Genomic DNA, 24,022 nt, shown 5'->3' with positions numbered 1-24,022 from the left:
GCAGCTGTGATCTTGCAACTGCATAAACCATTTTTACAGCATCGCCATGCCGCCATTCACATGCAGCGTCGTTCCGGTCACATAGCCCGCCTCGCCACTTGACAGATAAAGCGCGGCCGCCGCAATTTCCTGTGCCGTGCCCATACGCCCGGCAGGGATCTGCGTCAAAATCCGCCCCTTTTGTTCGTCATTCAGCTTATCGGTCATGGCGGTTTCAATAAAGCCAGGCGCGATGCAATTCACGGTGATGCCGCGGCTAATGACTTCAAATGCAAGGCTTTTTGACATTCCGACCAAACCGGCCTTGGCTGCTGCATAATTGCCCTGACCCGGATTTCCCGTGGCTCCGACGATCGAGCTGACATTGACGATACGGCCCCAACGCGCCTTCATCATCCCACGCAAAACCGCGCGGCACAGACGAAAGCTCGAGGTCAGATTGACCTCGATCACCTGCGCCCACTCTTCATCCGACATGCGCATAAACAAATTATCGCGCGTGATGCCGGCATTGTTGACCAAGATGTCGATGCCGCCCATCAGCTCGGCTGCGGCCTTTGGCAACGCCTCGACCTCGGCAGCATCGGAAAGATTCGCCGTGGCGACGAAGGCCCGCTCGCCCATCTGCTCGGCCAGTTCGCGCAAAGGGGCCTCGCGGGTGCCCGACAAGGTCACGGTCGCGCCCGCCCCATGCAAGGCTTGCGCGATCGCGCCACCAATTCCACCCGAAGCACCCGTTACGAGCGCACGCTTGCCAGTCAGATCAAACATTTTCTCTCCGTCTTTCATGTCCAAATATCCCGGGAGTCCGGGGGCCGCGCCCCCGGCCGCTGCTTTCGTCTCGGCCTCGGCCCAGACTGTCTCAGCCCTTCAACGCCACAATATCAGCAGGGGTCGCGATATTGCGCGTCACGGCCTCTTTATCGATGCGCTTGATCATCCCCGTCAGCGCCTTGCCAGCGCCGATCTCCCAATATTCGGTGACACCGGCCTCTTTGAGGAACAGGACCGATTCCCGCCAGCGCACGGAACCCGTGACCTGCTCAACCAACAGCCGGCGGATCGCGCCGGGTTCGCTGACGGGTTCGGCGCGCACATTGGCGATCAGCGCGACTTCGGGCATCTGGATTTCGACTGCGGCCAGCGCCTCGGCCATGACCGCCGCTGCGGGCTGCATCAGTGTCGAATGAAATGGCGCCGAGACCGGCAACATCAATGCGCGCTTCGCCCCGCGCTCTTTTGCCAGAACGGCTGCACGCTCGACTGCGGCCTTGTGACCCGAGATCACGACTTGGCCGGGATCGTTGTCATTGGCGGCCTGACACACCTCATCCTCGGCCGCATCGCGTGCAAGCTGTTCCACGGCCGCAAAATCAAGACCCAGAATCGCCGCCATCGCGCCCTGACCGACGGGCACTGCCTCTTGCATGGCGCTGCCGCGCAAGCGCAAAAGCCGCGCGGTATCTGACAAAGTCAGCGCGCCAGCGGCACAAAGGGCAGAATATTCGCCAAGCGAATGGCCCGCGACAAAATCCGCATCCCCGATGCCATAGCCCTCGGTCTCAAGTGCGCGCAAAGCCGCAATCGAGGTTGCCATCAGCGCGGGCTGGGCATTTTGCGTCAAGGTCAGCGTCTCGATATCGCCGTTCCAGATCAGATCCAACAGCTTTTCACCCAGCGCCTCATCGACCTCGTCAAAGACGGCGCGTGCGGCGGGATAGGCCTCGGCCAGATCGCGTCCCATGCCAATGACCTGAGCGCCCTGCCCCGGGAATACGAATGCCCGCATGGGGTAGTCTCCTTTTATATCCGGTTCATGCAGGCTTATCGCGGCGCAAGCCCTCTCGCAACCATGGCCGCACATAGGCGGCGCAGCTTGTTGGATTGTCAGCCCGCTTCATCAGCCCACCCCCCGAAGCTTTGCGGGCTAGCGCGGCAAAACAATCTCGGCGCGCAGCCCCCCCAATCGCGTGCCCTCGACCAACCGCAACTGACCACCATGCGCGCGGGCAATATCAGCGGCAATCGACAGCCCCAAACCGACACCCTCACCCTTGTTTTGATTGCGCGCGGGATCCAGCCGGGTAAAGGGACGCAATGCCTCTTCGCGCCGCTCGGGCGCAATGCCCGGCCCATCATCCTCGACCGAAATGCGAAAGAAGCTTGGGCCAAGGGCCGCGTCAACCTCGGCATGGGTGCCGTATCTGACAGCATTGCCGATCAGGTTCTCGACCGCACGGCGCAGCGTATCGGGGCGAAAGGTCACCTGTGCCTCGGGGTCACCTTCCAGATTGCCCAATTCGACCTTCAGCCCGCCGCGCTTGGCATCTGCCACCAGTTTGCGCACGAAATCGAGCGCCACCACCTCTTCGGGGTCCGGCTCTTGGGCAATCGAACGCGCGTGGTCAAGAAAGGCGTCCACCATGACCGACATGGCAGCGACATCCCCCTCAAGGCCCTCCAGCTCATCGCGCTCGGGCGGATAATCGGGCGAGAGCATCGACAAGCCCAGCCTCAACCGCGTCAAAGGGGTGCGCAGGTCATGGCTGATCCCGGACAACATCTGGCCGCGCTGCTCGTTTTGGCGCTCGATGCGGCTGCGCATTTCCAAAAATGCCTGTCCTGCCTTGCGCACCTCGATGGCGCCTGCCGGGCGATAGGGCAAGATGCGGCCCTTGCCATATTCTTCGGCGACCCGGGCCAATCGGCGGATCGGGCGCAATTGGTTGCGCAAAAAGATCGAGGCGATGACCGACATCAAAAGCGATGTTCCCGCCATCAACACCAGCAACTGATGGGGGTTCGAGGCCGAAACCCTGCGCCGCGAGACGGCCAGCTGATAGGGACCGAATTTGCTATCCATGGTGACGACCACGTCTTTGGGATCACCCAGATTGACGGCCTGCACCTGCGGCACCAGCATATGCAACGAAGAGATCACCACCCGTCCCGACAGATCGAACAGGTTTCGATCCTCACTTGGGGGGCTGGTTGGCGGCATACGCAGCTCTAGGCCAAGGGGAATGGCGACCTCATTGGCCTCATGACGCGCGGTTAGAATGTCAGGCGCCCCATCGATGCGCAATGCCACAAGGCTTAGCTCTCGCGACAGCCCCGCCGTCATTTGCCGCGTCACATCCTCGAAATGACGTTGCAAGAACATCAACGAGACAACGCTTGTCACCACAACGACCGGCAGAAACAAGATCAGCACGGCCCGCCCATAAAGCCCGCGCGGCATCAGGCGCTTGAGCCACTCAAAATTCATGGAACCTCCTGCACAGGATGCTAGATTAGCGCCATGAGCATCCATGAAACAGCCCCGATTGACCCCAAAGCCCCGCAAGGTCCACGCGTTCTGCTGGCCCCCAACCCATCGCCCCTGACCGGCCCGGGCACGAATACATTCATGTTGGGTCACAAAGAGATTGCCGTGATCGACCCCGGCCCTGACCTGCCCAGCCATATCGAGGCGATTTCGCAAGCCGCAGGCGACGGGTGCATCACCCATATTTTTGTGACCCATGCCCATCTGGATCACTCTGCGGGGGCCGCGCGGCTGTCGCAGATGACGGGCGCACCGATTTTGGGCTTTGGCCCGGCCAGCGCGGGCCGCTCGGCGGTAATGTCACGCCTGCTGGATCAGGGCTTTCTGGGCGGTGGCGAGGGCGTTGACGCAAGTTTTGACCCCGATATCTGCCTGCGCGAGGGTGACAGCATTTCCACCGCGGAATGGCAGCTCAGCGCGCTGCATACGCCCGGTCATTTCTGCAACCACCTTAGCTTTGTGGCGGGCGATCACGTCTTTTGCGGCGATTTGGTGCTGGGCTGGTCCTCGACCCTGATTTCGCCCCCCGATGGTGATCTGGCCGATTTCATGCGCTCACTTGCGAAACTCGAACGACTTGGGGCCCGCCGGCTTTATCCCGCGCATGGCGCGCCGGTCGATCATGTGGCACAACGCCTGCACAATCTGGCCAAACATCGCCGCGATCGCAGCATGCAAATTCTGACGGCCCTTGATGAAAGCCCCGCCAATGCCGAAACCTTGGCGCGGCGTATCTATGACGTGGGACCAGAGCTGATTCATGCGGCCAGCCGAAATGTTCTGGCCCATTTGATCGCATTAGCCGATCTGGGCGCGCTGCGTCACGAGGGCAAACTGCAAGAAAATTCAGTCTTTTATGCGAGATAACGGATAAAAGAAAAAAAAGCGTTTCGCCCTCTAGACGGGGCCGAACGGCATGGCTATACACCGCCTCACATGATCCGGCGTAGCTCAGCGGTAGAGCAGTTGACTGTTAATCAATTGGTCGTAGGTTCGATCCCTACCGCCGGAGCCATCTTACATTTTAAGATACATAGACTTACCCCGCACGATAGCGCGTAAGCTTTTTCACATTCACGCGCGGCGATTTGGGCTTTGACGAATGCTGTTCGTCGCTGATGGTTTTCGCCTTTAGCCCGTGACGCTTTGCATCGGGACGCCCCCCAGTTTACCTGGCTGAGCACTGATTTTGTCCCGGCCAAGGCTGTTCGCCCGCTTTGCGCAGCTAGCGATCCCGCAGCCCGTTGCCCCGGCGATCGCGATCGCTTGCAAACCATATTCGCGCCACGACAAGCCAAAGCTCCGCCGCGCATCGCATGGCCCAGTTTTTCGCGCTGAATTTCTGTCTTTCGGGCGCGCACATGTGCGGGGCACGCGGGGCCGCAATCCGCGACGACGTTTCATCGGGTCATCGGGCTGATCTGATGCTCCTTAGGGATCAGCGCCTTATAGGCTTTCCGCCCCGTCAATTACCAGCGCATGTCCGGTCATAAAGGCGGATTTATCAGAGGCGAGATAGGCCACAGCTTCGCCTATTTCCTCGGCACTGCCAAATCGGCCCATCGGAATGGTGTCACGCACGTATTCCTCCAGGGCGGCGCGCCCGCCCATTTGGGCCTCAAAGCCAGCATTGAACACGGTATCGACAAAGCCGGGGCACAAGGCGTTGCAGCGGATATTGTGGCGCGCGTAATCGGCGGCAATCTGGCGCACCATGGCAATCACGGCGTGTTTTGTCGTGCAATAGGCAATCATCTCGCGATCATATTGCACCCCCGAATTCGAGGATGTGATGATGATCGACCCAGAGCGGCGCGGCATCATCGCGGCCATTGCCGCTTTGGCCGCCACGAAATGCGAGCGTACATTCAGCCGCCAGGATAGATCCATCTGCGCGGCACTGACCTGATCCAAACGGCCTGCCACCTGCACCCCTGCATGGGAATGCAAGATGTCCAGGCGACCATGGCGCGCGGCGGCGCCCTGAATGGCCCCTTCGAGCGCCGTATCGTCCAGAACATCAAGCGCGAACCCCTCGGCACGGCCACCTGCTGCGGTGATCTCTTCGGCCACGGCCTGCGCACGGGCGCCATCAAGGTCGGTCACGATCACATGCGCGCCCTGACGCGCCATGATCATGGCCCCGGCCCTGCCAATGCCAGAGCCGCCTGCCGTGACCAATGCGATACGATCGCGTAGTTCCATGTCATTTTCTCCAGAATGGGAATTAGCGAGCGCGCCGGCGCAAGATCATCTGCGCCGTGACCAGCGTGACCAACGAGACCGCCAGGACCATCGTGCCAATGGCGTTGATTTCAGGGGTGACACCACGCCGGATCGACGAAAAGACATAGATGGGCAATGTCGTCTCTGAACCCGCGACGAAAAACGCGATGATGAAATCATCAAAGCTGAAGGTGAAAGCCAGCAGAAAGCCCGCGAAAACCGCTGGTGCGATTTGCGGCAAGGTGATCTGTACGAAGCTGCGCATCGGCGGGGCGCCCAGATCGGATGCCGCCTCGATCAAGGATCGGTCCATTCCCTGCAACCTTGCACGCACGATGACAACGACCAGTGCCATGGTGAACAGACCATGCGCCGCAATCAGCGATCCTTTGCCAAGCGCAAGCTGCGGCGGATGCTCGCCCCCGAAAATGGCCGCCAGATAGGGGTTTAGCACGCCAAAAACCGTCACCAAGGCAATCAGCGTGGCGATGCCGATCACGATGCCCGGCACCATCACCGCCATATAGATCAGCGCATCATAGACCATGCGCAGCCGCCCCCGCACGCCCTGCAAGGCAACCGCCGCCAACGTGCCACAGACCGTCGCAAGAACCGCTGACGACAGCGCCACGATCAAGCTGGTTTTCAAAGCGCCCAGCACAAAGGGATTGCTCAGGGCCTTTCCGTACCATTGCACGGAAAATCCCGTCAATTGAGTGGCATGACGCCCCGCGTTGAACGAGAATAGCGCAATGACCCCGATCGGGATGTAAAGGAAAAGATAAACACAAAGGGCATAAAGGCGCATTCAGCCCTCCTTACATCAATGCGATATCGTCACGACCGCCCGAAAAGCGCCGGACTGCCGCAAGATAAAGTGTCACGGTGATCAGCATCGCCAAGACCAGCGTTGCCGCCACTGCTGCGCCAAAGGGCCAGTTTCTGGATTGCAGGAACAGATCGACCAGCGCGTTACCGACAAAGAAAACCTTCCCCCCGCCCAGAATCTGCGGGATCAGGAACTCGCCCATCAGCAAGATGAAAACCAGCATCGAGCCCGTCGCCACCCCGGCCATCGACAGCGGCAGCGTGATCTGCAGGAAAGTGCGCCAAGGCGGGCTTCCCAAATCAGAAGAGGCCTCTAGCAGTTTGCGATCCAGCTTTTCCAAGGCGACATAGATCGGAAAAACCATCAAAGGCAGATAGGCATAGACAATGCCCACCATCACCGCGAAAGGCGTGTTGATCAGGCGAGGACGGCCCATTCCCAGTTCGGCGATGATCTTGGGAAGGCCATTTCCCCCAAGGATCTGGATCCAGGCATAAGAGCGGATCAGGATCGAGGTCCAGAATGGCACAATCACCAGGATCAGCAAAATCGTGCGCCAGCGCGGATCAGCGCGCAACGCGAGAAAATAAGCCAGGGGATAGGCGATCAGCAGGCATAAAACCGTGCCAAGCGGCGCCAGTGTCAGCGTATTCTTGAACGCAGTCCAGCGGCTGCCAAGATTTGCAAAATTATCGAATGTAAAGGCCGGGACATATCCGCCCGCGGCCCCCCTTTCCCCAAAGCTGAAGATGATGACCACCACCAGCGGCATCACAAGCATGCACAATAGCCATGCCGTCGCCGGGGCCAGAAAAAGCGTGGTGCGCAGCGACGACGGCATGCTTTTCCTCCCCTTAGGCCGCTTTGAACCGCGCCATGATCTCGGCACGTTCGGGATTGGTCAGGGTGACGGCCGCGCCAAATTCCAAGGCATTCAGCAAATCGGCGGCCGGGAACAGGATCGGGCTGTCGCGCATCTCTTCGGGCAACAGCGCATCGACACGTTTATCGCCGGTGGTGTAGCCGTGGAACTTGGCCTCTTGCGCGGCCATTTTGGGCTCTAGCAGGAAGTTGATCAGCGCATAGGCCGCATCGCGATGAGGTGCCGAGCTGGGGATGGTAAAGAAATCCGACCACAGCTCGCCCCCCTCTTTACCCAGCACATAGGCAATCTCGGGCATGTCGCGCTGCAACTGAACCGCATCTCCGGTCCAGCACATCGACATCGCCGCATCCCCCGAGCGGATCGAGGGCTGATAGTCAGAGTTGATCGCGAAAAGGTGCGGCTTGCTGTCCAACAGCAGCTTTTCGGCATCGGCCAGTTCCTTGGGATCAACCGAGTTGAAGGAATAGCCGTAATATTTCAAAGCATTGCCAATTGCGGTCAGCTGATAGTCATGCACCATCGCACGGCCCGTCAGTTGATCCCGGCTGAGATCCCAGAACTCTTTCCAGGTGGTCGGTGTCGCCCCACCGTCCAGATCATTGGTGTTCACGCAATAGCCGGTCGTGCCGATATTGCGCGGAATGGCAAAGGTCTTGCCGTCAATCACGCCCGGCTCGGCAAAGCGCGGATCAAAGGCAGATTTGTCGAAATTCGGAATGCGCGACAGATCGAGTTCTTCGATGATCTTTTCGCCGGCATAGGTCGAAATGGTATAGTTCGTGGCCACAACCACATCCCAGCCCGTCCCGCCGGCCTGCAGTTTGGCCAGCATCTCCTCGTTCGAGCCAAAGACGTTCATATCCACCGCACAGCCAGTGGCGTCACGGAAAGCGTCCAAATCGGCGGGGTCGTGATAGTTGGGCCAAGTCGCGATCACAACGCGATCGCCAATATTGCCCTGTGCCATCGCCCGGCCAAAGCCCGGCATTGCCCCCGCCATCACCGATGTCGCCAGCCCCAACCCGGTGACGCCAAGAAAATGCCGCCGCGAGATCGACCCTTTGCGATAGCGCTCGAGCTGGCGCAAAAATTCCTGCTCGGTGATGCTGTCATGCTTGTTGTTCAACGCAAATCCTCCCTGTTGGTTTTGGGTTGCAGCGCCAATTCTTGGTGATTGGTCGCTGACGGCCTTCTGATAAGTGGCAATCAGTGCGCTTGGCGCAAAGCTGCCGCAACTGTCGCGACTTGGCAGGCAGTGCCCGCCAAATCCTGCTTGTGCCGGGCTGGCCGGTTCGTGGTCCGCGCCTTCAATCGGCAGCCAAAGCCAAAGCGGCCCCGTCGCGCCAAATGGCTGAAACCTCGGAGCCAAGGCCAAGAGCACCCTCGGCCATCTCATCCGGGCGCTGCACCACCGCAATCAGACGGTCAAAGGCGGCCGATTGCAGGTGATATTCGATATGTTCGCCCAAAAAGATGCGCTGAGTGATCCGCATCGGATGTCCACCCGCCGTCCCTTGCGGCTGGATACGGATTTCTTCGGGACGCAGGCAAAGCAAGATGTCGCCTTGCGTGTTTTGTGGGCCGCCGCGCGCCAGAAAGCGCATCCCCTGCGGGCCCTCGGCCATCAGATAATCGCCCGAACGTCCCGTGGCGCGTGCAGGGATAAAATTCGAGCGCCCAACAAAATCAGCGACATAACGGCTTTGCGGGCGGTCATAAAGATCTTCTGCACTTCCGATCTGAACAATGCGACCGCGGTTCATGATGCAGATGCGGTCCGACATCGACAGCGCCTCTTCCTGATCATGGGTCACCAGAACAAAGGTGATCCCCAACTCGCGCTGCAATGATTTCAGCTCAAGCTGCATGTCATGGCGCAGTTTTTTGTCCAGCGCCGCCATAGGCTCGTCCAAAAGCAGGATCTTGGGCTTGTTGACGATCGCCCGCGCCAGCGCAACGCGCTGCTGCTGGCCCCCTGACATTTGCCAGATCCGGCGATCACCGAAATCCTGCAACCGAACCATGGCAAGGGCGCGTGTCACCTCGGCCTCGATCTGGGCCGTATCGGGTTTGGGACGGCGCTGCTTCAGCCCATAGGCGACGTTCTGGGCGACCGTCATATGCGGGAAAAGCGCATATTGCTGAAACACCATATTCACGGGCCGCTGATAGGCGGGAACGCCGTTGACACATTTCCCATCGATCAGAACTTCGCCGTCGCTGGCCTGCTCAAAACCCGCCAACATTCGCAAAGCCGTCGTCTTGCCGCAGCCCGACGGGCCAAGAAAAGACAGAAACTCGCCAGGATGAACTGTCAGGTTCAAATCCTGAGCCGCCGTCACCAAACCATAGCGTTTGCTCACCCCTCGAAGTTCGGCGATCGGTTGGCTTTCCATCGTTTATCCAGGCCTTGACTATATCTTGTTTCACATGAAAGCGTAGGAAAGGCCGCAAGAACTGTATATATCACAAAAGGCATATTTTTCGTGATGAACAAAGTTCAAGATAGGGATCTTCCCAGCCCCGACGCCTTGGCACATGCCATTGCGGCACTGGGTCAGCCAGGGTTTTGCCCAGCTTTGACTGCTTGGTTACAAAGCATCGTGCCGTATAATTTCACGGTCATATTCGGTTATAAGGATGAGCTTAAACCGATTGATATATATGATGATTTTCCAAAAAATCGGCGCAGAGTATTTGTAAGCGACTATCAAGAGGGGCCCTATCTTCTGGACCCTTTCTGCATCGCGGCAATCCAACCCGTTCCACCGGGTCTATACCGTCTGCGGATGCTGGCGCCCGACCGATTTTATCAGGGCGAATATTTTCGCACTTATTACATGCGCACCGAAATCGCAGAAGAAATCGGCTTTTTCGCGCAAATGCCCGGATCCTGCCATGTCGTCTTGTCGCTCATGCGCGAAGAAAAGGTCTTTAGCGCACCGGAATTCCGGCGTTTGACCGCTTTGGCACCTGTGGTTGTCGCCTTGATGCGCCGACACTGGGACGGTCTCTCGCAGCAATTTGCCGAGCAAACCCAACCCCACCCCGAGATGGCGGGGGCGATGGACGGGCTGACCCGACGCGAGCGCGAGATTGTCGGCTATATCCTTAAGGGACACTCGGCCGAAGCGACCGGACAGGCGCTGTCGATTACGACTGGAACAGTGCGCATTCATCGCCGCAATATCTATGCCAAGTTGGGCATTTCCTCGCAGCGCGAGCTTTTCGCGCGCTTCATCGCGGGCATCACCCCCGACGAGCGTTAGGCGCGCCGCCAGCGGGAAGGAACGGCCCGGCGGGCTGTGCCGAACACAAAAAGGCCGGGCAAGGTTTCCCCTGCCCGGCGCTGGAGACCACCCGATGAAAAGGTGTGTTAGTTGATCGGATCGCCCGTCACCGGACCTTGCCAATTGGGCTGCCAGCCAAGGGCGGGTGCGACATGTTTGGCAAAAGATTCAAGGATATGCAGGTTGTATTCCGGCCCAAGCTGGTTCGGAATGGTCAACATCAGCGTATCGGCCAGCTCGATGGCCTTATCCTTTTTCAATGCCTCGATCAGCTGGTCGGGCTCGCCGGCATAGGTGCGACCAAAGGTCGAACGAAAGCCGTCGATCATGCCAACAGCATCATGGCGCTCGGCTGCACCTCCGAAATAGGCTGCGTCTTGCGCATTCATAATCGGAAAGATGCTGCGGCTGACCGAAACGCGCGGCGCCCCCTTATGGCCCGCTGCACGATAGGCCTCACGGAATCGCAAGATCTGCTCGGCTTGCAGCTGGTCAAAGGGCATGCCCCCATCCTCGGTCAGCAGGGTCGATGACATCAGGTTAAGCCCCTGCGCCCCCGTCCACTCTGCCGTCTCACGCGTGGCGGATCCCCACCAGATATGATCGCGCAGGCTGGCCGAGCGCGGTTCGATGGCCACCTTGCGCCGCGAACCGGTCATGGTGGGATCGCCCTGAGCCAGCGGCGCGCCATCAATCGCCCGCAAGAACAGATCCGTTTTTTCGCGGGCAATATCAGCGCCACGCTCATCGGTCGAGCCGGTATAGCCAAACTGCTCATAGCCGCGCAGAACCGTCTCGGGAGAGCCGCGGCTGATGCCCAGCGCGATGCGTCCATCCGCCAGAATATCCAGCGCTGCTGCCTCTTCTGCCAGATAAAGCGGATTTTCATAGCGCATGTCGATGACGCCGGTGCCGACCTCGATATGCTTAGTCTTGGCAGCAATGGTTGCCAAAAGCGGCATGGGTGAGGCTTGCTGAGTGGCAAAGTGATGCACGCGGAAATAAGCGCCATTCACGCCAAGCTCATCAGCGCCAACGCCGATCTCGACCGCTTGCTTCAGCATCTCGCTGGCGGTCCGGGTCTGCGAACCGCGGCCGTTCATATAGTGACCAAAACTCAAGAAGCCGAAAGCTCTCATGACATTCTCCTGCCGCAGGGCGCGGCGCCAAAATCGTTATGCGTCATGTGGCGCTTTTTCCCCCAAATGCGCAGAGTTGGCATTGCGAATATGGTGTTCGCAATTTCCGAACGCAGCGCCTTGGCGCGATAGTGTCAAGCAAGTTGGAGGCGAATTAAAGGCTGAGAACGATCTTACCAAAGTTTTGCGAACCTTCCAGCATCCGATGCGCCTCGGCTGCTTGATCGAAGGGCAGGACGGCATAAATTTCGGGCGCGATGCGCCCCGCAATCAGCTCGGGGAACCAGCGCTGACGAAAACGTGCCACAACCTCTGCCTTGGCACTGGCTGAATGGGGCCGCAGAGTAAAGCCGCGTATCTGGATCATCTGTGTCAAAACGCGCGCCACATCCAGATCGGCAGATCCCGATGACAGAAGCCCTACAAACGCCATTCGACCACGCCAGCGCAGCAGTGAGACGTGTCGTGCCAAATAGGCAGGGCCAATGAAGTCCTCTATCACATCGACCCCTTCGGGCCAAAAGCTGCGAATAGCTTTAACAAAGTCTTGTTCGCGATAGTTTATCACGTGTTTCACCCCCATCGCACTCAGTCGCTGCGCCTTATCGGCGCTACCGGTGGTGGTGGCAATTTCGGCGCCAATGGCCTGTGCCATGCGAATAGCAGTACTGCCTACGGCACTGCCGCCCGCATGGATCAAGACGCGCTCGCCAAAAGTTAGATGCGACAATTCAAAAAGCGTCTCGTGGGCAGTGCAAAAAGTTTCGATGACCGAGGCTGCGGCAATGTCACTCCAATCAGCGGGAACAACGGCGACATGACGCGCATCAGCTATCGCGTACTCTGCATAGCCTCCTCCTCCCAATAGCGCCGCGACACGCGCGCCGGGAGAAATATCTTGAACGTCGGCCCCCACCGCAATCACCTCGCCGCCGCATTCAATGCCAAGGACCGAGTACTCGCCCTCAGGAACGGGATAAATACCTGCTCGCTGCATTGCATCCAGCCGATTCACTCCTATGGCTCCAACACGGATCAACACCTCATGCGCAGCCGGGCTGGGCCGAGGCGCAGACAGGAACTGTAGAGCTTCAGGGCCGCCGGGAACTGGAGCATCGCATATCCGCATCATCATTGGTCATTCCTAGAAGTATTAGGGAGGGGCGTTGTGCTGTCTTGGCGAAGGATGTCAGGCCTTTGCCCATGATTTTGGGCATGGAACCACTGCTCTTGTATGATGCGAAAGGCACCTGGATGCCCAGGTCGGACACGCGCCAGTCCGGGAAAGTGGATATGCATACCCGCGACAAGAAGATCATTGTCCACGCACATCTGCAGAATGTGTCGTCGCGAGCGGGCGGCGACAAGGCTATCACTGTCAAAGACCATGCCAACATCGGGATCGCCTAACTGAACCTCGGGTATATGCACCGTATCCCCCCATATGATCATCGCTTCATGTGACTTGCGTAGGATATAACAACTATGCCCTGGCGTATGACCGACCGAGGGTAGCGCCGTTATCCCGGGCAAGACTTCATGGGTGTGTCGAAAGCTGGTCACGCTGCCATCAGCAAGCCAGGGAGCAAGCTGGACGCGTGCGGCATCAAAGTAGACCCGCTTTTGACGCTCGGTGGCACGGGCGCGTTCTGTGTCGTCAAACCAGTGCTCGATTTCCGCTTGATGCACGTGCAGGCGCGCCTTTGGAAAAAGCTTGCCTCCCGTTTCCGGATCAGTCAGCCCGTTCGAGTGATCAGGATGGACATGGGTCAGCAAGATATCCGTGATCTGTTCGGGTGCTATGTCCAGATGTGCCAGTAGATCAGGAAGACGCCCACAGCTTGGCCCCATAATCTGACCCGAACCACAATCGACCAGCACCTTGCGGGCGCCGTCGCGGATCAGGAATGCGTTGATCGAAACGACAGGGGGACAAACCCGACCGTCATCTTCAAGAAAACGGCGCAACTTAGCGTGATCAGGGTCGCGCATGATATCAAGTGTGTCATAGGCTACGTAGCCGTCGCAGATCGTGGTAACAAGGCAATCCCCGAACTGACGATGATAGACCGCCGGCACCTGGGCAAAGTCGATTTTGAAAAGATCGCTCATTTGCCTGCCTTGCCCCGGAGAACCAAACGCGGTCTAGGGCTGTCAATAAGTTCATACGTATCGACCAGCCAGCGGCGCAGATGAGCACGTACGATCTTGCCAATACTGTTGCGCGGCATATGGTCTATTTCGGCAAAAAGCCTGGGGCGCTTGTAGCTGGTCATGCTTTGAGCCGCGCACGCCAAGCGGTCTTGCCAGTTTTCAGGCGGATTTTGCGCGATCACGGTGATGATTTCTCCCCAGTAGTCCGAGGGGTATCCCACCACCACAAAGTCTGTGCCCGACAGCGTCAAGGCCAGCGCTCGCTCGACCTCATCAGGCGAGACCTTATAGCCGCCGGTTTTCATCATGTCGGATTGTCGCGAAACTAGGAACAGTCGCCCCCGCTCATCGATCCGGCCAAGATCACCCGTATCGTGATACTCTCCCGGTTCCCGCAGTTTTAACCCTGCTGGTGTCATGTAGCCGATCGAAAGATGCGGACTTTGAAGAAAGATCCGCCCTGTCTCTCCCGTTACGACAGTATTCTTGGCATCATCGCGTATCTTGATGCGCACTCCCGTGGCGGGCCATCCAACGCACAAGCCCTCACCGGTGTCGCTGCGATAGGCTTCGGCGGTTTCAGGTGGCGACAGTACCGTGATCGGATTGAACACCTCGCTTTTCCCGTAGGTCACGCGAATGATTTCTCCGAAGCGGGCGGCAGCTTTTTCATAAACAGTGGGTGCCAGAGGTGCGGTTCCGGTCAAAATCATCCGCAGCGGAAAGCTTAGGCCCATATAATCGGGCTGAAGTGCTGCTTCGGTCAATTTGGCCAATACGGTCGGAGGGGCAAAGACCTCGGTAATCGTGCCGCTGGCCATTAACGGCACGACGGTCGTGACATCGGCCCCGCGTACTAGATTTACGCTGGCCCCTTCGGATAGATAGGCAAAGGTCAACAGCGAGCTGCCGTGAGAAAACGGGGTCATCAATAGAATGCGATTGCTGCGATCAGCTAGGAACGACAGTGAGGCACGCAGCATTACTGCGCCAGCCCATCGCCCGGCATGAGTATGAATAGCCCCCTTAGCTGGGCCGGTTGTGCCGCTAGTGAACACAACCCGAGAAGGTGCCTCCAAGGCGACCTCGGGCCAGCCATCCCCCGAAAGGGGAAGGCTAGGGATAGCGCGGACATCCAGCATTTGAGCCGAACTAATCGCTGGACCATCAGATCCAAGAGTAGTCGGGAAAGGCGCAATATCAGGCAAAGGATCGGCGCCATCGATCAAGACCAACCTCACATTGGCGCAGCTTAGTGCATGTGCCAGCTCATCGCGGCTAAGCAGCGGATTGATGGGGACCTCGCATGCCCCCCCCAGTGCCACCCCATAGCTTGCAGAGACCGCTCTCGCCGAATTGTGAAAGATCGTCGCCACATTGCTGCCCGGCCCCAGACCAAGCCTGCCTAACCGGTGGGCGATGCCTGCTGCGCCTTCCATCACATTTGCGATCGTATGCGCGCCTTCGGCATCGATTACCCCGATCCGATCGCCGAACCGGTGGTATATTGCCGCAAGCTCTTGGCCCCAATTCATAAGCGTCACCTTTCAAACGTTCTTGGGTCTCAGAAATTCGTGTGGCAGGGCGGGCCCATATTCCCCCTCGCTCACGAAACGTCGGGGAAGCGCTCTGGGCCCTGCGGATCCTCGCCGTTCAGCGCTAGCGCACGCGACCATTTGTCCAGCCACCAGCCATAGGGTTCAGGCCAATCTGCGAAATCAGGGTCAACGCCCATTTCCCATGCGGCATGGCGCGCCCAGAATGGATTAAAGAGCATTTGACGCCCAATGCAGATCAGATCAGCCTTTCCGTCTTGCAGCACGGCCTCAGCAAACGCCGCGCTGCGTATCATGCCAACCGCTGCGGTTGGCATGCCGGTTTGCTGTCTCAGTCTTTCAGAAAGCGCCACCTGATAGCCGGGCCCTCGCGCAAGATTTGAGTTTGTCGCCCCTGCACGCATGTTGCCGCCAGACGAGCAATCGATCAGATCGACTCCGGCCGCGTGTAATTCGCGCACCAAGATGATGCTGTCATCCTCGGTCCAACCGCCCTCGACCCAATCAGTCACGGAGAGCCGGGCGAAAAGCGGCATGGACGCAGGCATGATCGCGCGCATGGCACGAACAACGGTCAGCGGTAATCGCATGCGGTTTTCCAGACTGCCGCCCCACCGATCTTGACGATGATTGGCCAAGGGCGACAGAAAACTTTGCAGAAGATAGCCATGTGCGAGATGCAGTTCGAGAAGGTCGAACCCTGCCAGAATTGCCCGCCGTGTACCTGAGACAAATGCGTCTACGATCCCGGCGATTTGAGCCTCTGTCATTTCGGTCGGAACCAGCCAGCCCTCGGACAAAGGTACCGCTGATGCGCCCATCGGATAGAGCTGCTCGTTCCCCGCGGCCAGATCTCGCGGGCCAAGCGGGCCATTGCCTTCATAAGCGCGCTGTTGCCCCCCCTTGCGACCGCCATGGCTGATCTGAATGGCAGTGCGCGAGCCATAGCGCTTCATCTCGCTGACCAACCGCGCCATGGGGGCAATCTGGCTATCGGACCACAGCCCCGGATCTCCGTTCGAAACCCGGCCCGCGCGGGTGACAAACGTCTGTTCCATGATCACCAGTCCAGCACCGCCCATGGCCATGCGTTGGTAATGCGCAAACTGAAAGGGCGTAAGGTGACCGTCCTCGGCTGCATAGGTTCCCATTGGCGAGACGACGATCCGGTTCTTCAGCGTCAGCCCACGAATAGTCCATGGCTGAAAGAGCAGTGGCAGCTCGGCAGGCGCGTTCATGCCGCACCTTTTGAGATACTTGCGCCCAACGAATGAAGTTCCGTCATAACCTCGCGCATGGACGGAGATTTGCCCTGCCCCAGACCATCGAAAAGCCGCGAGGCAAAGGTCGTGGCCCTTCCAGCCGGAACCCCAAGCCGCGCCATTCGCGACTCGAAAACCGCAAGCGTGCGGGTTCGGGTCAGATAGATCAGATCACGTGGAAGATCAGCGGTGACCGCGCTGCGGCGGCTGCCATCTTTCATGCGCACGACCAGCTTGGAATCCAACGCGCCAATTGCCTCATCTGGCAGAACCACGGTACGCGCAACAAGATTCAAAATCGCAGGATCGTCGCGCAGACTATTTCCCATATCATAGGTGATATCGCCTTGGGTCAGCATCGTGGCCACGGCAAATGCCGTGCTGGCTTGCGTCTGAACCAGCCGCGTGAAGGGACCCGTGAAGTTGGTGCCAGGATAGGCGGTGAAAGGCTCCCACAGGGTGACCTCGATTGCCTCGATCTGATTGGGCTCGATGCCGTCTTGAAACAGCTTTTGCGCTGCCATAGCAGCAGGCATATTGTCACCGAGCGTTGCATAAGGCTTGCAAACCACTTTAAGCATCGTGGCAGGGTCTGGGGGTGTGATCCAAACTTCGGGCATGGTTGCAATGCCTGCGAGCGTAGCCAAAAAGCCCTTGGGCCCATCCAAAGCCTCCGGAGCCCCAGACACGCCCGAACTCGCCATTAGCGCAGCGATCAGCCCGCCCTGTGCCGCGCGCCCATTTTGTACGCGCCACTCATCCGAGCCCGCCCGAACCGGCTCTAATGTGCCGCCAGTAATCGAAGCCGCGATCGATACAGCCGAAGCGGCCTGCGCAGCATTCAACCGCAAAAGTGCCGCGCAACCCGCCGCAGCCGCAATTGTGCCAAATGTCGGGCTGGTACGCAAACCGCGCGCTATCAGTTTACGTGAAACGACTTCGTCGCGGCCAAGCCAGTTTATCGTGCTATAACCCGCTACAATGGCGTTCAGCACTTGCAAAAGTGTTGCGCCCTGCCGCTCGGCCAAAGCGACCACAGCAGGCGGCACAAGCGAGCCCGGATGGGTCCAAGACGGGATATCGGTATCGTCTTGAAAATGGGCATGGGCCGCAACGCCATTGGCCAAAGCCGCCTCGCTGGCACTTATCCTTGCAGGCATGATCCAGGCGCTAGCGCTGGCCTGTGTATTATCAGGCAATAGCTGCGACGACGAAAGGGCTGCCTGGGCAGTCGGCTCATGTTGAGCGCTAAGAGCAAGACCCAACGTATCAAAAAGGCACATCAACGCCTTTTCTCGAATATCATATGCTAACTCTAACTGCGAGAAGCCGCCCAGATACTCGCCCAGAACCTGACCTGCTGTTCTTGTCATCATGATTGTCCCCCCAAAAAACTTCACGAGCCGTTGCGGCGATAGGCCCAGGCACGACTGACACCGAGGTCAAGGCGGCGCCGTAGCTGGATCAGCCCCAATGCTTGGGTCCAGGCCGCGGCAAAAACGTCAAGAACTACGGCCTGATCGATGCGGTTCAATCCTTGCACTGCAAAGATCTCTGCCATCACACCTTCGGCAGGAATGATGACCTCAGCCCCATCCGCGATCAGGGCGCGTGCTCGTTCGACAAAGGCTGCATTCAAAGTTTGCGGATTATCGCGCGCGGCGATCAGCTCATACTCATCCCAGCCCGGTAAAAGTGAGGTCACCGCGCTGACCCGCGCCTCGAGATGGTGCTTGGCAATGGATTTCCGTGTCATATAGGCGACGTTCGGAGCATTCGAAATCATGGCGATGCGTTCGCCCAATGCACAGCCCATAAGCAATGCTGCCTCGGTCAGGGAGACAACCGGAATGTCTACCGCCGTACGCATCTCGCGCAGATAGGGTTCGCTGAACGAACCGATAACAAAGGCATCAAAGCCTTGCTGCTCGGCCTGAACGGCATGCTCCACCAAGGGCGATAAGACCCGGTGGTAGGCATATGCGTCCCCAAGTGCATCGCTGGGGCTCAGATCCCCATAGGTGCCATTGGGCATACCAGTGACATAAACCGACGCCGAATCCCCGAGAAAACGTCTAGCATGGGCCTCGATCCCCTGTTTATATGCGTCAATCCGGGCCAACTCATTCACCGATTGGTGCCAAATTCGGATGGTCATGCCAGTCGCTCCTCACAACGCGCTGGCCCGACGGCGAATGGTGGAGCAACGGTAGGAAAAACCTCCGGGCCATTCGGAGTTTCTCCATTGGCCTGCAAAGCCTTGGCCCATTTCTCTAGCCACCAGCCATATTGCGCTGGCCAATCGGCAAAGCCGTGATTTACGCCCAACGCATCGGCGGCATGATGGGCCCAGAACGGATCAAACAGCGCCTGTCGTGCGATGCAAATCAGATCGGCACGCCCTTCCTGTAAAATGCTTTCAGCAAATTGAGCAGTACGGATCATGCCGACGGCCGCAGTTGCAATGCCGACTCGATTGCGGATGCTTTCGGCAAAAGGCACCTGATAGCCTGGCCCGCGGCCAAGACTGGCATTGGTTGCCCCTGTGCGTAAATTTCCTCCTGACGAGCAATCTATCACGTCGATACCAGCTGCCTTCAGCTCTTGTGACAGCACAATGCTATCTTCCAGCGTCCAGCCACCCTCGATCCAATCCGTAGCGGAGATACGAGCGAAAAGCGGCATAGATTGCGGTACCACCGCACGAATTGCTCGCACCACCTCAAGCGGAAATCGCATCCGGCTATCAAGATCGCCGCCATAGCCGTCGCTGCGTTGGTTGGCGAGAGGAGACAGGAAATTTTGCAGCAGATAACCATGCGCCATATGGATCTCGATCAGGTCGAAACCCGCAAGCACCGCGCGCCGCGCCGCTGCAACCCAAGCATCGCGCAGGCCGTCCAGTTGCCCAAGGGTGATCTCCTCGGGTACCTGCCACCCTTCACCCAAAGGAATGGCTGAAGGCGCCAGAGGGGTCCAAATCTCTTCTCCTGACGCAAGATCGCGCTCGGTCAGGGGGCCATTGCCGCGAAATGCACGCTGCATCGCGCATTTACGCCCGCCGTGGTTCAGCTGGATCCCAATTTTGGCTCCGTAGCTTTTGACATGGCTGGTTAGCGCGCGCATCCCCTCGATCTGGCTGTCAGCCCACATGCCCAGATCACCATTCGTGATGCGCCCCTGCCGCGTAATTGATGTTTGTTCGACCATGACCAGCCCTGCACCGCCCATGGCAAAAGCTGGGTAATGGGTGTGATGAAATGGCTGAAGAATGCCGTTCTCGGCTGAGTAAGTTCCCATCGGCGAGATGACGACACGATTTTTCAGTGTCACCCCTCGAAAGGTGATCTGAGAAAAAAGCTTTGTACTATGGGTCATGGTGGTTGCTCCATTCTGCCGCGCCACGTACCGGACAGCAAAGGTCCGGCCCGGAAAACGCGTGAGGTTCTCGGGATTGTCCCGTTGTGGGACGAGGCTTGGAGAAGGGGTGCGGTCGGGCTTTGGACGGCGCCCCTAGCTTATTGGATTAAAGACACGACGGGCTAGAGTTCGGCCTTTCGCGGCGGCATGCACGAGGCCTGAGGGTTAAATCTGGTCGGAATAATGACACGGCGCGGCTCCTCCCTTTTGCCGTTGGCGATCAGATCCAGCAGCAGGGCTGCGGCAGTGGCTCCAACTTCGTTTTGGCTCCAGCCGACCACGCCAATCGGTGGCTGATGTAGATCGCTTAGGTCGCTCTGGCCCGATGCGATTACGGAAATATCATTGGGTACATCCAACCCTCGCGTGCGAATGGCGCGTAGAACGCCTGGCAGCATATCGATGCCGCCTGCGATGATCGCGGTTGGTGGCTGTGCTAGGCCCAGCAATGACGACGTTGCTCGATAGCCATGATCATTCAGAAAACTTTCCGAAATCACCAGATCGGGCACAGGTGCCACTTTCTTCTCGGCATGGGCACGCATGAACCCACGCAGTCGTGCCCCCCCCGGATGTAGACGTGCAGGCCCGGTCAGCAGCGCGATGCGGCGATGACCGAGGTTCAAGAGGTGAGAGCACGCTTGATAGATCCCACCTTCATGATCGGCATAAACCGCATCACACCACAAAGGCTGATCACGGTCGATCATGACCAAGGGCACGGGTAGCGCGCGGAGAATTTCCTCAAACTCGCCCTCAATCGGGGTATAAGGTCCCATCAGGATGCCATCGACCTGCCCCGATGAAAAGCTTCGCAAAAGTTCAATCTCGCGTTGGCGCCTTCCATCGGAATTGGCAATCAGCAGCGAATATCTCGCTTCGGTCAGCACGTTTTGTGCGGTCGAGACAAATCCGCCAAGCTGGGCAATATTAATCTCACGCAGGATGCAGCCCACAGTTCTGCTGCGCCCCATCCTCATGGATTTCGCGGCCGCATTTGGCACATATCCCAGCTCTTCAATTGCGCTTTCGACAGACTTTCGGATCACCGGTGAGACGTCTGCGGCCCCATTGATTACACGCGAAACTGTCCCTATCGAAACACTTGCCAATTTGGCAACTTCGCGGATGGTTGGTGTTTTTGACATGTTATTTTTCGCCAACCTTATATCTCGAAAGCCCATTGTTCGGTCGCGACACGATAGCCGTTTCCGTCTCGCTTTAGCCAGCCGAAGCCAGGAAAATGGATATGCATTCCTGCAACCAGTATGTCTTCGGCAAAGATGCGAGACAGCAATGCGATGCGGTTTTTGGCGGCCAAATCGGGGTCGAAATCAAAGCTCATGGACACTTCAGGACGGGCAACCTGCACCTCGGGCACATGGGCAAGATCGCCCCAGACAATCATTTTGTGCCCCTGTTCGCAGACCATCCATGTCGAATGGCCGGGAGTATGGCCCGCACATTCAACTAAGGTTACGCCTGCCAGAACCTCTTCGCCGTCATCTGCCAATCGCAGGCGCCCTGCATCGCGGTAGGGGCTAATCTGTTCACGGGTCCAGCCGAAGTATCGCTCACGTTTGCGCGCATCGGCCCTATTCATCTCATCATCAGAAAACCAATGGGCGATCTCCTTGCGATTGACGATGATGGTCGCGTTTGGAAATAACCTTTGACCTGTTACCACATCTGTCAGGCCACAGGAGTGGTCGGGGTGACAATGGGTCAGTAAAACATGTTCGATTTCGGCAGGATGAACGCCAGCTGCCGCGAGATTGGCGAATAGCTTGCCTGCAGTTGGTCCGAATTTATCTTGCGAGCCGCAATCGATCAGCACCGTGCCCATTGGCCCGCGTAACAGGAAACAGTTGATCGAAATCCGCGGCGGCGAGATGCGATGATCGCGCGCCATCAGCTGATCTACCTCCTCACGCGTGAACTCGCGAAAGATGTCGTAGCCCATCTCGACATAGCCATCCGAGAGTGCGGTAACCAGCGTATCGCCGATGCGGCGGTGATAGACACCGGGGACCTGAATGCTGGGAAGGGTGCTCATCTTACTTTCCGTCTTTTGGTCATGCTTTGGGTCACGGCATAGTTGGAATGGCTCTCTGCGCTATTCGCGCAAAGAAACTTGGCCTAAAACAGCGTCAATTCACGCAAATCGCTCTGTTCATCAAGCTGCCACAATCGGTCGAACAATTGTTGTGATTGTGCCCTAGTCAGTCGGCGCCCAGCGGTTTCGACAAACTTATCCAGCACCTCGTCGCGGCTCAATCTGCGCTGCCAGCTGCCCTTTGCATGGGCAACTGGCTCGTGCCGATGAGCGGTGCCGTCCTTCAAGGTCACCCAGACCAGATCAAAGGGCGCATTCGGCAGATCTTCGCCCGCCTGATCATCACTGACAGTGACCTCAACCTGCGCCAACATGGCCTGAACTTCGGGTCGCAAGACGAAATCATCGGTGAGCTCGGCTAATCCGACCCGGCGCATCAGCGCAGCACTGGCCATGGCAAACTCCATCGAGAATTTTGCCTCGAGACCAGTCTGTGGGCGTGAATTACGCAGCATCAGCCGTTGGGTGATACCCGTGTGAACATGAATGGTCGCTATATCTTGCGCGGCCAGATCATGCCGAGCCGCCAGTGAGATCATAGCATCGATCGCGCGATGAGTTGCATAGCATGTCGGATAACGCTTGATATTGACGCCGTGCCTCTCTGCTAAGATTTGCTCACCAATTCGAAAAACCTCGGGGTTCAAAACCGGCGAACCGGAAGGCGAAAAAGCGCGCAGGAATCCCGTCCGGTGCTCAAACGCATCAAGGCTGCCACTATACCCGACCTTGGCCAGCCGCGCGGCATGAATGCCCGATTGGGCTGCGCGACCAGCGTGAAGCGATTTCGTCATAGACCCGAAGTTCGCGACCAGTCCAGAAGCAAGTGATGCGCCGATGGCCAGCGCATGGCGTGTTTCACCCGCGCTTAAGCCAAAGAGCCGCGAAGAGGCCGCCGTGCACGCCAAAGTGCCAAGCACCGCCGTTGGGTGAAAGCCACGATCGTGCAGATGCCCCGGCTCCAACGCATCCAAATGGGCCCAAAGCTCATAGCCGACCAGATAGGCGTCAAAGGCCTGCTGTCCGCTTGCGCCCGTCTCGTGACCAACTGCCAGGATAGTCGGCACAAGGACCGTGCTGGGATGGCCCGCCAAGGCGACATCATCGAAATCAAGGACATGGCCTGCGATACCATTGATCAATGCCGCATCCGCCGCGCCATAGCCGCGACCATCCACCGCGGGCACAGCCTCATTATTGCCCTGCAGCGGCGTAGCTATTGCCGCAGCCAAAGCAACTGCGGGCTCGTCCGCGCCCGCTAGCATGCAACCAACACAATCGACAAAGCCCATGCGTACCGCATCGCGTGCAGCTGGGGGCGCGGATCTTCCGTCAAATCCTGCGATGAATTCAGCGGCTTTTTGGGTAATGCTTTCCATCATACACTCAATAAGAACGCGGTAGGCCAAGGACATGCTGTCCGACATAGCCCAACACAAGATTGGTCGAAATTGGTGCGGTCTGGTAAATGCGGCATTCGCGCCATTTCCGTTCGATGCCGTATTCGGTGGCATAGCCAAACCCGCCAAATGTCTGCAATGCAGTGTCAGCAGCTTTCCATGTCGCCTCGGAGGCCAGCAACTTGGCCATATTTGCCTCGGCGCCGCAGGGACGATGAGCCTCAAACAAGGCAGCGGCCTTGCGCGCCATCAGATCTGCAGCCTCCAATTCCACATGGGCACGAGCGATTGGAAATTGCACACCCTGATTGGCCCCGATAGGCCGGCCAAAGACCACGCGCTCGTTGGCATAGGCCACCGCGCGCTTGAGCATATAGCGTCCGTCGCCCACGCATTCGGATGCCACAAGAATGCGC

The 24,022-nt window shown here is 58.3% G+C and carries 22 protein-coding genes and 1 tRNA gene; 3 read left to right on the top strand and 20 right to left on the bottom strand.

Annotated elements, in window-relative coordinates:
• Window positions 1–33 precede the first annotated feature (33 nt).
• From fabG to RTS12_RS13400, 3 genes are all read right to left on the bottom strand, one after another.
• On the bottom strand, window positions 34–771 hold the full coding sequence (gene fabG / locus RTS12_RS13410) for a 3-oxoacyl-[acyl-carrier-protein] reductase (RefSeq protein ID WP_312529354.1): 738 nt from the start codon (window positions 769–771) through the stop codon (window positions 34–36).
• 91 nt (window positions 772–862) lie between these two features.
• Window positions 863–1,789: an ACP S-malonyltransferase gene (gene fabD, locus RTS12_RS13405; RefSeq protein WP_312529352.1), complete on the bottom strand. Its 927-nt coding sequence runs from the start codon at window positions 1,787–1,789 to the stop codon at window positions 863–865.
• A 138-nt stretch (window positions 1,790–1,927) separates the two neighbouring features.
• Window positions 1,928–3,268 carry an ATP-binding protein gene (locus RTS12_RS13400; RefSeq protein WP_312529350.1) on the bottom strand — a complete coding sequence of 447 codons (1,341 nt, stop codon included), beginning with the start codon at window positions 3,266–3,268 and terminating at the stop codon, window positions 1,928–1,930.
• 33 nt (window positions 3,269–3,301) lie between these two features.
• Between RTS12_RS13400 and RTS12_RS13395 the strand changes: the two genes are divergently transcribed.
• Together RTS12_RS13395 and RTS12_RS13390 are read left to right on the top strand one after the other, a co-directional pair.
• The gene (locus RTS12_RS13395; protein WP_312529348.1) at window positions 3,302–4,195 is read left to right on the top strand and encodes an MBL fold metallo-hydrolase; all 894 of its coding nucleotides are present in this window, start codon (window positions 3,302–3,304) and stop codon (window positions 4,193–4,195) included.
• A 73-nt stretch (window positions 4,196–4,268) separates the two neighbouring features.
• Window positions 4,269–4,343 (top strand) — tRNA-Asn (locus tag RTS12_RS13390).
• 431 nt (window positions 4,344–4,774) lie between these two features.
• Here the strand turns inward: RTS12_RS13390 and RTS12_RS13385 are convergent.
• From RTS12_RS13385 to RTS12_RS13365, 5 genes are all read right to left on the bottom strand, one after another.
• Window positions 4,775–5,533 carry an SDR family NAD(P)-dependent oxidoreductase gene (locus tag RTS12_RS13385; RefSeq protein WP_312529346.1) on the bottom strand — a complete coding sequence of 253 codons (759 nt, stop codon included), beginning with the start codon at window positions 5,531–5,533 and terminating at the stop codon, window positions 4,775–4,777.
• A 22-nt stretch (window positions 5,534–5,555) separates the two neighbouring features.
• Window positions 5,556–6,362 (bottom strand): ABC transporter permease, encoded by an 807-nt coding sequence (locus RTS12_RS13380; RefSeq protein WP_312529344.1) that lies wholly within the window; start codon window positions 6,360–6,362, stop codon window positions 5,556–5,558.
• 10 nt (window positions 6,363–6,372) lie between these two features.
• On the bottom strand, window positions 6,373–7,224 hold the full coding sequence (locus RTS12_RS13375) for an ABC transporter permease (protein WP_312529342.1): 852 nt from the start codon (window positions 7,222–7,224) through the stop codon (window positions 6,373–6,375).
• A gap of 13 nt (window positions 7,225–7,237) precedes the next feature.
• A complete protein-coding gene (locus RTS12_RS13370; RefSeq protein ID WP_312529340.1) occupies window positions 7,238–8,395 on the bottom strand; it encodes a spermidine/putrescine ABC transporter substrate-binding protein in 1,158 nt (385 codons plus the stop codon).
• A 181-nt stretch (window positions 8,396–8,576) separates the two neighbouring features.
• Complete coding sequence (locus tag RTS12_RS13365) at window positions 8,577–9,665, bottom strand: ABC transporter ATP-binding protein (protein ID WP_312529339.1); 1,089 nt, start codon at window positions 9,663–9,665, stop codon at window positions 8,577–8,579.
• A 93-nt stretch (window positions 9,666–9,758) separates the two neighbouring features.
• On the opposite strand from RTS12_RS13365, the gene RTS12_RS13360 reads away from it, so the two are divergent.
• Window positions 9,759–10,538: a helix-turn-helix transcriptional regulator gene (locus tag RTS12_RS13360; RefSeq protein WP_312529337.1), complete on the top strand. Its 780-nt coding sequence runs from the start codon at window positions 9,759–9,761 to the stop codon at window positions 10,536–10,538.
• A gap of 107 nt (window positions 10,539–10,645) precedes the next feature.
• On the opposite strand, the gene RTS12_RS13355 is transcribed toward RTS12_RS13360, so the two are convergent.
• The 12 genes from RTS12_RS13355 to RTS12_RS13300 all read right to left on the bottom strand — a co-directional run.
• Entirely contained in the window at window positions 10,646–11,698 is a 1,053-nt protein-coding gene (locus tag RTS12_RS13355; protein ID WP_312529335.1) for an LLM class flavin-dependent oxidoreductase, read from the bottom strand.
• Between the two features lie 154 nt (window positions 11,699–11,852).
• Window positions 11,853–12,827 (bottom strand): NAD(P)H-quinone oxidoreductase, encoded by a 975-nt coding sequence (locus RTS12_RS13350; RefSeq protein ID WP_312529356.1) that lies wholly within the window; start codon window positions 12,825–12,827, stop codon window positions 11,853–11,855.
• Window positions 12,828–12,829: 2 nt separating this feature from the next.
• Window positions 12,830–13,810, bottom strand: coding sequence for an MBL fold metallo-hydrolase (locus RTS12_RS13345; RefSeq protein WP_312529333.1), 981 nt, complete (start codon window positions 13,808–13,810; stop codon window positions 12,830–12,832).
• On the bottom strand, window positions 13,807–15,387 hold the full coding sequence (locus RTS12_RS13340) for a class I adenylate-forming enzyme family protein (RefSeq protein ID WP_312529332.1): 1,581 nt from the start codon (window positions 15,385–15,387) through the stop codon (window positions 13,807–13,809). The genes RTS12_RS13345 and RTS12_RS13340 overlap by 4 nt, the downstream gene beginning before the upstream one ends.
• Before the next feature lie 71 nt (window positions 15,388–15,458).
• Window positions 15,459–16,646 (bottom strand): NADH:flavin oxidoreductase/NADH oxidase, encoded by a 1,188-nt coding sequence (locus RTS12_RS13335; protein ID WP_312529330.1) that lies wholly within the window; start codon window positions 16,644–16,646, stop codon window positions 15,459–15,461.
• Window positions 16,643–18,046 (bottom strand): MmgE/PrpD family protein, encoded by a 1,404-nt coding sequence (locus RTS12_RS13330; protein WP_312529328.1) that lies wholly within the window; start codon window positions 18,044–18,046, stop codon window positions 16,643–16,645. The genes RTS12_RS13335 and RTS12_RS13330 overlap by 4 nt, the downstream gene beginning before the upstream one ends.
• 20 nt (window positions 18,047–18,066) lie before the next feature.
• Window positions 18,067–18,828, bottom strand: a complete 762-nt coding sequence (locus RTS12_RS13325; RefSeq protein WP_312529327.1) for an aspartate/glutamate racemase family protein — start codon at window positions 18,826–18,828, stop codon at window positions 18,067–18,069.
• Entirely contained in the window at window positions 18,825–20,048 is a 1,224-nt protein-coding gene (locus RTS12_RS13320; protein WP_312529325.1) for an NADH:flavin oxidoreductase/NADH oxidase, read from the bottom strand. Before RTS12_RS13320 ends, RTS12_RS13325 begins: the two co-directional genes overlap by 4 nt.
• Before the next feature lie 164 nt (window positions 20,049–20,212).
• Window positions 20,213–21,238 carry a LacI family DNA-binding transcriptional regulator gene (locus tag RTS12_RS13315; protein ID WP_312529324.1) on the bottom strand — a complete coding sequence of 342 codons (1,026 nt, stop codon included), beginning with the start codon at window positions 21,236–21,238 and terminating at the stop codon, window positions 20,213–20,215.
• A gap of 17 nt (window positions 21,239–21,255) precedes the next feature.
• Window positions 21,256–22,146 carry an MBL fold metallo-hydrolase gene (locus RTS12_RS13310; RefSeq protein WP_312529322.1) on the bottom strand — a complete coding sequence of 297 codons (891 nt, stop codon included), beginning with the start codon at window positions 22,144–22,146 and terminating at the stop codon, window positions 21,256–21,258.
• Between the two features lie 83 nt (window positions 22,147–22,229).
• Window positions 22,230–23,585 carry an MmgE/PrpD family protein gene (locus RTS12_RS13305; RefSeq protein WP_312529320.1) on the bottom strand — a complete coding sequence of 452 codons (1,356 nt, stop codon included), beginning with the start codon at window positions 23,583–23,585 and terminating at the stop codon, window positions 22,230–22,232.
• Between the two features lie 7 nt (window positions 23,586–23,592).
• Window positions 23,593–24,022 (bottom strand): acyl-CoA dehydrogenase family protein (locus tag RTS12_RS13300; RefSeq protein ID WP_312529318.1); only part of this gene is annotated, 430 nt, incomplete at its 5' end.

The sequence above is a fragment of the Paracoccus sp. (in: a-proteobacteria) genome, from assembly GCF_032007265.1.
Taxonomy (GTDB): domain Bacteria; phylum Pseudomonadota; class Alphaproteobacteria; order Rhodobacterales; family Rhodobacteraceae; genus Paracoccus.
This window is presented reverse-complemented; position numbering and strand designations above follow the sequence as displayed.